This window comes from Flavobacterium sp. (assembly GCF_027482425.1).
Lineage (GTDB): Bacteria > Bacteroidota > Bacteroidia > Flavobacteriales > Flavobacteriaceae > Flavobacterium.
The window spans coordinates 1-9,113 of record NZ_JAIXWA010000001.1 but is presented as its reverse complement, the minus strand read 5'-3'; the positions used below and the strand labels follow the sequence as shown (position 1 = coordinate 9,113).

Annotated in this window: 5 protein-coding genes and 2 pseudogenes; 4 read left to right on the top strand and 3 right to left on the bottom strand. The window is 38.0% G+C overall.

Annotation, left to right across the window (positions count from 1 at the left end):
- Both Q0037_RS00035 and Q0037_RS00030 read left to right on the top strand, forming a co-directional pair.
- Positions 1-513, top strand: a pseudogene (locus Q0037_RS00035) (DNA polymerase III subunit gamma/tau); the annotation flags it as partial.
- Positions 514-752: 239 nt separating this feature from the next.
- Positions 753-1,199: a DNA polymerase III subunit gamma/tau gene (locus Q0037_RS00030; protein ID WP_297513518.1), complete on the top strand. Its 447-nt coding sequence runs from the start codon at positions 753-755 to the stop codon at positions 1,197-1,199.
- A gap of 6 nt (positions 1,200-1,205) precedes the next feature.
- Here the strand turns inward: Q0037_RS00030 and Q0037_RS00025 are convergent, their stop codons facing one another.
- The 3 genes from Q0037_RS00025 to Q0037_RS00015 are packed head-to-tail and all read right to left on the bottom strand — an operon-like array spanning position 1,206 to position 4,728.
- A complete protein-coding gene (locus Q0037_RS00025) occupies positions 1,206-2,111 on the bottom strand; it encodes an exopolyphosphatase (protein ID WP_297513516.1) in 906 nt (301 codons plus the stop codon).
- A 14-nt stretch (positions 2,112-2,125) separates the two neighbouring features.
- Positions 2,126-4,240 (bottom strand): polyphosphate kinase 1, encoded by a 2,115-nt coding sequence (ppk1, locus tag Q0037_RS00020; RefSeq protein WP_297513513.1) that lies wholly within the window; start codon positions 4,238-4,240, stop codon positions 2,126-2,128.
- 2 nt (positions 4,241-4,242) lie between these two features.
- A complete protein-coding gene (locus Q0037_RS00015) occupies positions 4,243-4,728 on the bottom strand; it encodes a histidine phosphatase family protein (RefSeq protein ID WP_297513509.1) in 486 nt (161 codons plus the stop codon).
- Positions 4,729-5,112: 384 nt separating this feature from the next.
- On the opposite strand from Q0037_RS00015, the gene Q0037_RS00010 reads away from it, so the two are divergent.
- Both Q0037_RS00010 and Q0037_RS00005 read left to right on the top strand, forming a co-directional pair.
- On the top strand, positions 5,113-5,631 hold the full coding sequence (locus Q0037_RS00010; RefSeq protein ID WP_297513506.1) for a hypothetical protein: 519 nt from the start codon (positions 5,113-5,115) through the stop codon (positions 5,629-5,631).
- 1,073 nt (positions 5,632-6,704) lie between these two features.
- A pseudogene (locus tag Q0037_RS00005) lies at positions 6,705-9,113 on the top strand (hypothetical protein); the annotation flags it as partial.

The following is a 9,113-nucleotide window of genomic DNA, read 5'->3' as shown; positions in this document are numbered from 1 at the left end:
GCCTTACACATCATTGCCCAAAAAGCCGATGGCGCCATGCGGGATGCCCTTTCTATTTTTGACCGTGTAGTATCGTATTGTGGGACAAATTTAACCCGTCAAGCGGTAACTGAGAATCTGAATGTATTGGATTTTGAGACCTATGTTGCGATGACTAATTTAATTTTAGCCCATGATATTCCTCAAATTTTAGTAGCCTATCATCACATTTTGGCCAAAGGATTTGATGGACATCACTTTATTGTTGGGTTGGCATCGCATTTTAGAGATTTGATGGTGTGTAAAAATCCGGCGACGCTTGCTCTTTTGGAGGCGGGTGAGCAGGCACAAGTGCTTTATAAAGAACAAGCAGAAAAATGCGAAAGTGACTTTTTACTTAAAGCCATTACCTTGGCCAACGAATGCGATTTAAAATACAAAACGTCTCAAAATCAGCGATTATTAGTCGAACTTACATTGATGCAATTGTGCTCCATCTCCTTTGATGGAGAAAAAAAAAAGTTGACTTCATAATTCCGCCAACCTTCTACAGGACCAGCAATTACTCCATCACTGAATTAAAAAATCAGGTAAAAGAAACGATATCCCCACCAGCAGCTGAAACTAGCGTTTCTCAACCCGCAGCTGCAGTCACACCGGTACCGGTTTCAACGGATGTTCCGAAAACGGATGCTCCAATTATTGAGCAACCCATTTCCAAACCCATTCAAACCGTTCTGCCTAGTCAAACCGAAGGAGGAAAAGTTTCGGCTTTGTCGCTGTCAAGTATTCGAGCGAAAAAGGAACTGTTGGAGCAGCAAAAAAATACGGTTCGCGAAGAACAAAAAGCCTTGCCTACCGAGCCCTTTACTGCTACAGAACTATTGGAACAGTGGTATAAATATGCTGACCGATTAAACGATAAAGGGCATAAAATCATGGAGGCATTATTACGCATCAATGATCCGCGATTGGAGGGTATTACCATTATTCATACGCTTCCGAATTTGGGTTCAAAATTGGACTTTGACAAAGAAAAGCCTGAGCTTGTTGCATTTTTACGCGCCAAACTACACAATCATGAAATCGGACTTGAAGTCGAAGTCAATGAAGAAGTTAAAAGTAAAATTGCCTTTACGCCCCAAGACAAATACCTTCGACTACAAGAAATCAACCCCACTTTGGAATTGTTGCGAAAACAATTTGACCTTGATTTATAAAGTGTTTTAGTACTTTATGGATTCTATTTTTCCGTGATACATCGCCTTCACAATACCATCGGAGAGACCAATTTTAGGAACATAGATTTTTCTAGCTCCACTCCATTTCATGGCATTTAAATAAATTTTTGTCGCTGGTATAATTACATCGGCACGGTCTGTATTGAGTGCTAATTCTGCTACGCGTTGTTCGTATGTCAACGAACTTAAATATTGATATTGTGCATTTAGATATAGATAAGAAAGTGGCTGATCGGGTAATTTTCCTGAAAGCTTAAAAAGTTTGTTGATGTTTCCCCCTGAGCCGACCAAAATAATATCGTCATAAGCTGCACATTGGGTTCGCACCCATTCTTCAATAGCATTCCACGTTTCATCGGGTACGCGATCGTTTAGCAATCGAACGGTTCCGTTTCGAAAGGATTTAGAAGCAATCATTTTACCTTCTGAGAACAAGGAAAACTCCGTACTTCCGCCACCTACATCGACATACAAATAGGTTTTATCCGCCGTAATGAAAGAATGTAAATCCGAAGAAGCAATAATCATGGCTTCTGTTTTACCGTCAATAATTTCAATATCAATATTCGCTTTTTCCTTAATAAGCTCCACCACATCGGGTCCGTTTAGTGAATCGCGCATGGCCGATGTGGCGCAGGCTTTATAGCGCTCGACTTTGTAGACTTTCATTAATAATCGAAATGCTTCCATAGCATCGACCATTCGTAACGCATTTTCTTGTGAAATGATTCCGGTGGTAAAAGAATCTTGCCCCAAACGAATAGGAACGCGAATTAAAGAGGACTTATTAAACTGCGGCTCTTTTCCTTCTTGCTCTACGATGTTTGTAATTAACAAACGCATCGCATTGGAACCAATATCAATCGCAGCATATTTACGAATCGCAATCATAGGGTTGGGGCTAGTTAAGGGAGTAAAAGTTGTTCTTCATATAAGCGTTGAAAATACGCATACATTTCATATTGCGCTCTAAAAACGGGAGCGTTTTCATCACGCATTCGGTAACGATTGTCCAATTTTTCGGAATGAAAACGAGCTTTAACATTCCCTTTCCATCCTATTTCAAACGTATCGATAAGAATTTTTTTAATATCGGCTTGATAAATGGGACAGGTAACTTCTACCCTACCGTCAAGATTTCGCGTCATAAAATCGGCCGATGAAATGTAGATGTCGGGGTTTCCATCATTTCCAAAAATAAAAACACGCGCATGTTCGAGTAAATTATCAACAATACTTATGGCTTGAATATTTTCGCTCATGCCAGGAACACCCGGAATTAAGGAACAAATCCCACGAATTTGCAAACGAATTTTTACCCCAGCATTACTTGCTTCATAAAGTTTATCAATCATCTCAAAATCAGAGAGTGAATTCATTTTTAAATCAATCGTTGCTACTTTGCCGAGGGTAGCATTGAGAATTTCGCGGTCAATCAGTTTGTAGATACGATTTCTTGTATAGTGAGGAGAAACAATGAGATGCTTGTAACGGTGTAATCGGTAATTGATGTCAAAAAACTCAAATATTTTTGTAACATCCTTGAGGATTTGTTGATGGCTTGTAAAAAGGGTAACGTCGGTATACACTTTGGCCGAAGATTCATTGAAATTGCCTGTGGAAATAAATCCGTATCGTTTTAACTTTTGATCTTCAATTCTTTCTACTACACAAATTTTACTGTGTACCTTTAATCCTTTGATGCCAAAAATCAACTCAATTCCCTCTTGTTGCATCATTTCTGAATACGAGATATTACTTTCTTCATCAAAGCGAGCTTGTAATTCAATTTGCACCACAACGCGTTTGCCATTTTTAGCAGCATTAATGAGGGAACTAATAATTTGCGAATTTTTGGCGAGACGGTATAACGTGATTTTTATAGAGGTAACTTTCGGGTCTAGTGCCGCTTCTCTTAAAAATTTTGTGAGGTATGAAAACGATTGGAAAGGAGCATAAACCAAGTAATCTTTTTGCGCAATTTTTTGCAGCATACTTCCTTCTAAAGATAGGCCTGGAACAGGAAGCGGTACTTTCTTTTGATACAATAAATCAAATCGTCCTAAGTTGGGGAAATCCATATAGTCACGACGATTATGGTAGCGCCCACCCGGAATTACACTGTCTGACTTATCAATGCCCATTCGGTTGAGAAAAAAACTTAAGGTGTCTTTATCAATCAAAGTATCATACACAAAACGCACGGGTTCACCGACGCGACGTTCCTTGACTGAGGTTGCGATTTTCTGCAACATACTCTTATTCAAATCACTATCGATATCCAATTGAGCATCGCGGGTAATTTTGATCATGTGAGCCGAAATACTTTCATAATCGAAAATATTGAATATCGAATTCAAATTATAGCGAATCACATCGTCCAAAAGCATGATGTATTGCTTGTTTTCGATAGCGGGTAAAACGACGACACGGTTGATGTTTTTGGGGATTTCGATGAGGGCGTAACGCACTTCTTTGGATTTCATTTTTCCAAACAAACCTGTCTTATTTTCGCTGCGCATGACCAATTTGACAGCCAAGTAGCCAGAGGTATCTTTTAATAAAGGAAATTCAGCTAAATCATTCAATATGACCGTAACTAATTCAGGACTTACATTTTGAATAAAAAAATCATGAACAAAATTTTGATGTTCTTGACAGAGTTGGTTTTCGTTGACAATGACAATATTTTCTTTTTCCAACTCTTTCTCTATAGAACTGAGGATACGAAGACTATCGGATTGTTGTTTGATAACAATTTCAGTGATTTCTTTCACTAGTTGCTGGGCAGAGATTCCGCCTAAAATTTTCTCGCCTGTTTGACCTGAGAGGCTTAATCGACGAATTGCGGCATAGCGGACTCGAAAAAATTCATCTAAATTATTTGAAAAAATACCTAAAAACCGAAGCCTATCAAGTAAGGGAACGGTGGGATCGGCAGCTTCTTGTAGGACACGAGCATTAAAAGTGAGCCAACTTTTTTCGCGGTCTATATAGTTAAATTTACGTGAATTTGTCATGGTTATAATGCGCTGGGAGTTATGAATCGTATTGTTTTTCCCTTGGTGATAGAAGCCCAATTTTCAGCTTCAAATTCAATCGTTACCCAACCGACAGTTGGAACATTGGGAATAAACAAGTCTCCAAATTTATTAACAAAATCTGTAATAGCATTGTTATGGCCAAAAAGAAATACGTTAGTGTATTGGGGGTTCATTTTTTTAACAAAACGTTCTAAATTGTTACCTTCAAATGTATACAATTCTTCAACGATTTCAAGGATTGGAAAAGGAGTGTCATTATTTTCAGTTATTATTTTAGCGGTAGTTCGTGCCCTTACCGCAGGACTTGTAAATATCTTTTGTGGAATATAGTGCTGACGAATTACTTCTTTTCGAATCTTTTCTGCATTGTCTTTTCCGCGTTCATTTAAGGGGCGTAAGCGATCATCTAGCGGAAATTCCCATGATGATTTTGCATGTCGAAATAATGAAAGATGATATTTCATTTTTTTGTAAGAAAATTCATGTTATATATGTATTTTTTTCCATTTTATCCTTTATTTTATACACTTAATCGACATTTTACTTGTTAAAATGATTTTAACACTGTACTTTCGATGTGTTAAAAATACGCATTTTGTCGATGTTTTTTGATTTACTCATAGAACTAAATGCAGTTTAATATCGATGAATTTTCAAAAATCATCGTTAAAAAACAATTATTTTTCGACGAATGATATAAAAAAGGTCAAAAATTGAAGTTTAACGAGTTTTAGCGTAGTTCACGGATAAAATTGAAAAAGCATAACTTATCAACATAATTTTGAACAATGTTAACTTTATACTAAAAGTTGTAAAACATGAATAGTATCAACCCAAATAAATCAAACATGAACAAACCCCATGGTTCACAATCTTTTTGGAGAACTTTAGTCATTATGATGACTTTACTCCTTTCGTTTTCGAGCGAAATGTTTGCCCAACAAGCTGGCACATCCAGAGTTTCCGGTATCCGTTCTTTCGATCCCTACATCAACGGAGGAAATGACTTTGAGCGCATGCGCTTGAAGGATTTAGTGTATGAGGTTCAATCCTCGGTATACTTTTATGACAATGTAGTTAAAACCTACGGTAGTACTCCTGTGAATTTATATACCGACTTGACCGGTTTTATTCGTTTACCACAGGCCAACTTTCAAAAAGCCACGATTGAATTGATCACGATTCGCATTGACAATCCTTCCCAAATCACAGGTGCTTTGAATTTGAATACACTTTCAAGTTTTACAAAACTTCGTTATGTGTATATACTCACAGCTTTTCAATACACTTTACCTCAAATTTCTCAGGTAGTTTCGTTTGCTGGAACAAATTATATTGTTGTATTTAAAAGCGAACCTGGATCCTAATCCAGTTTACTTAAAAGTTGAATACCATGAAAAACAACTATATGACTTACAAATCGAACAAAACCCACTTTTTGCTGCTACAGCTCATCTTGTTTTTTGGATGCCTAAGTATGCTTCAAGCACAAGTTTTTGTTCCGTTTTCACAAAGAACGTCTTCGTTTACGCCTACGCAGACAGTTTACAATGTGAAAGGAGATTTTACCATGATTGGTAATACCAACCTAACCCTACAAAACTATGGGAATAACACTAATAACAACAGCAATACTATGGTATATGTTGATGTTGATGGAAATTCCCCCATTGGTTTAGGTGGAAGCCCTACATTTAACTCTTCTTCAGCTAACTTAACTTTCTCAACAGAAAATGGAGCTATCCCTTCTTGTTCAAGAATCGTTTTTGCTGGATTATATTGGACAGGTCGAGCTAGTCAATCCACTGCTGGAACTTCAAATACTTTTAATGTAACTCGTACCATTAATGGAACTAGTTACACAAAGCAATTTGACAAGCGTAGAGTAATGTTGAGAGGTCCCAGCGCATCCACATATACTATGATGACGGCGACCACCAATAATATTTATTATCCTACAAACACGTCTGATTTCATTTATTCAGGTTATACTGAAATTACGGATTATGTTCGTCAAAACGGTTTGGGAACATATACAGTAGCAGATATTGCTTTGCGAGATGGTAATGGTGGTGGAACAGGTTACTCTGGAGGATGGGGTATCGTAGTTGTATATGAAAACTCCAAAATGAAGTACCGAGACATCACAATTTTTGACGGTCATGCCTACATGAATGGTTCATCAACAACGAACCTACCGGTTTCTGGTTTTAACACCGTACAAAATGGAAATGTAGGTGTTAAATTAGGTTTAATGGCTTCTGAAGGGGATGTCAGCCTAACTGGTGATTTTTTCAGAATTCAAAATCTAAACTCTGCGAATTATACCAATTTATCTCACAGTGGTAATACTGCAACTAACTTTTTTAATTCGTCCATTGTAACCGGTGGAAATACGCGAAATCCGAATTTACAAAATAATACGGGTGTCGATATTTCCATGTTCAATCTTAATAATACAAATAATTCAATTATTGGTAATAGTCAAACGTCAACTAATTTCCAATACGGGAGTGGTGGTGACGTATATGCTATTTTTAACATTACCATGGCGGTTGACGCCTACATTCCTGAACCAGAAGGTTTATTAGGTGTGACGCAACTCAATGGTGTCAATGTCTCTGCTGCACCCTACACGATTCAGCCGGGTCAAGACATGACTTTTACGGTAGATATTCGTAATCAAGGTACTGAAGCAATTAACAATACTAAAATTGTAATTCCAATTCCTTATAATGCGACTTATGTGCCCAATACGGCTTCCGGAAGTGTATTCTTTACACCACTTCCCACGCCTAACGCAATTACATTCAATCCAAATCTAGGAGCAACAGGCTCAATCGTTTGGGATTTTGGACTTTTGCCATTACCAACGACTCCAAACGAAGTGTTAGCGCGATTGACTTTTAAATTAAGAGCAACAACGGATTGTACTATCTTAAACAATAGCTCCTGTGATAATAATATCCTAGTAAACGGAACATTTAGTGGGACTGGTTCAATTACCGGAGTTTTATTCAATAATATTTCTCTTATCCAAGGATTTACCAACAATGGTACATGTATAGGGGAACCTATACCGCAGTCTATTTCAATTGGGATAAATGGTACAAATTATGTAAATACTAACTGTGATGGAGTTCCTACGATACGTAACTTTTCTTATTGTGGTTTAGGTAATACGGTTCCTGTTGCCGATGTAGCCTCAAGTTTCCCTGTGGGCTCCTCTTTCTATAATGAATTCCCGTTAGGATCAAACACAATAGAATATACAAGCTCCAATCCCTTCCCAATCACACCAGGTTCAACTACTACTTACTATGCAGTACCTGCTGGTGGAGGTGGTTGTTTTATTCCATTTACGATTTCTCGATGTAATGAAATTATTGCTAATGACGATGCTGGTTCACCTGTAAATGGAGCTTCAGGTGGAGTTTCTTTTACTAATGTATTGATTAACGATACACTAAATGGAAATCCAATAACCGCTTCACAAGTGATAACTTCACAAATTTCAACTACTAATGCTGGGGTAACATTATCTGGAACCAATGTCGTTGTTGCGCCAGGAACACCCGCTGGTAACTACACATTAGTATATCAAATCTGTGAAGTTTCAAATCCTACAAATTGTGATACAGCAACGGTAACTATACCTGTTTCTGCAGCAGTTATTATCGCCAATGATGATTCGGGTATTGCAAATGGATTGACTGGAGGTACTGCTGTTCCAAATGTATTGGTAAACGATACCTTAAATGATCAGCCTGTAGTATTGTCGCAAGTAAACTTAACACAAGTTTCAACTACAGATCCAAATGTAACTCTTGACCCAATAACCGGTTCAGTTAATGTAGCGCCAGGTACGCCTGCAGGTTCTTACCAATTGGTATATCAAATCTGTGAAGTAATCAATCCTTCCAACTGTGATACGGCTACCGTATTTGTTACTGTTCATCTACCACAGATCATTGCTAACGATGACAACGGAACACCTATCAACGGCTTTGCTGGTGGTACAGCCTTCACTAACGTATTAGTGAACGATACCTTAAACGGGCAACCAGTTGTTGCTTCTCAAGTGAATACTACCTTCGTATCGTCTACTAACCCTGGCATCACCCTTGTGGGTACCGATGTGATAGTGGCGCCAGGTACGCCTGAAGGTTCTTACCAATTGGTGTATCAAATCTGTGAAGTAATCAATCCTTCCAACTGTGATACAGCTACCGTATTTGTAACTGTTCATCTACCACAGATCATTGCTAACGATGATAACTTTACAATTCTTTGTTCAGCTAATGGAATTTTTGGAAATTCACTTTCAAATGATACATTGAATGGATTACCAATTGCAAGTGGTTTAGTTAACTTTTCTCTTCTTTCAGGTACAGTACCAAATGTTGTTTTTGATTCTAATGGAAATATTTCTCTAACTGAAAGTGGAAGTTGTGGAACGTATACTTTCACTTACCAAATTTGTGAAGTATTAAATCCAAATAATTGTGATACTGCTACTATAACAATTACAATTCAAGATACCATTGACCCAACCTTCGTAGAGGCTTTACCTGCGGATGTAACAGCGGAATGTTCTAACGTTCCTGCAGCGGTAACCTTAACTGCTACAGACAACTGTGGAGCAGCTAACGTAACGTTCAACGAAGTAACTACGGCTGGTTCTTGTCCTAGTGCTTATACCTTGACACGTACTTGGACGGCAACAGATGCTTGTGGTAACACAACAGCTCATGTTCAAACGGTAACCGTTCAAGATACTACTGCTCCTGCTTTCGTAGAGGCTTTACCTGCGGATGTAACTGCAGAATGTTCTAACGTTCCTGCAGCG

What these genes read in the sequence shown, in the direction of transcription:
- Q0037_RS00025 (WP_297513516.1), bottom strand. Translation starts at nt 2,111, where the DNA reads ATGATTGCGATTCGTAAATATGCTGCGATTGATATTGGTTCCAATGCG.
- ppk1 (WP_297513513.1), bottom strand. Translation starts at nt 4,240, where the DNA reads ATGACAAATTCACGTAAATTTAACTATATAGACCGCGAAAAAAGTTGG.
- Q0037_RS00015 (WP_297513509.1), bottom strand. Translation starts at nt 4,728, where the DNA reads ATGAAATATCATCTTTCATTATTTCGACATGCAAAATCATCATGGGAA.
- Q0037_RS00010 (WP_297513506.1), top strand. Translation starts at nt 5,113, where the DNA reads ATGAACAAACCCCATGGTTCACAATCTTTTTGGAGAACTTTAGTCATT.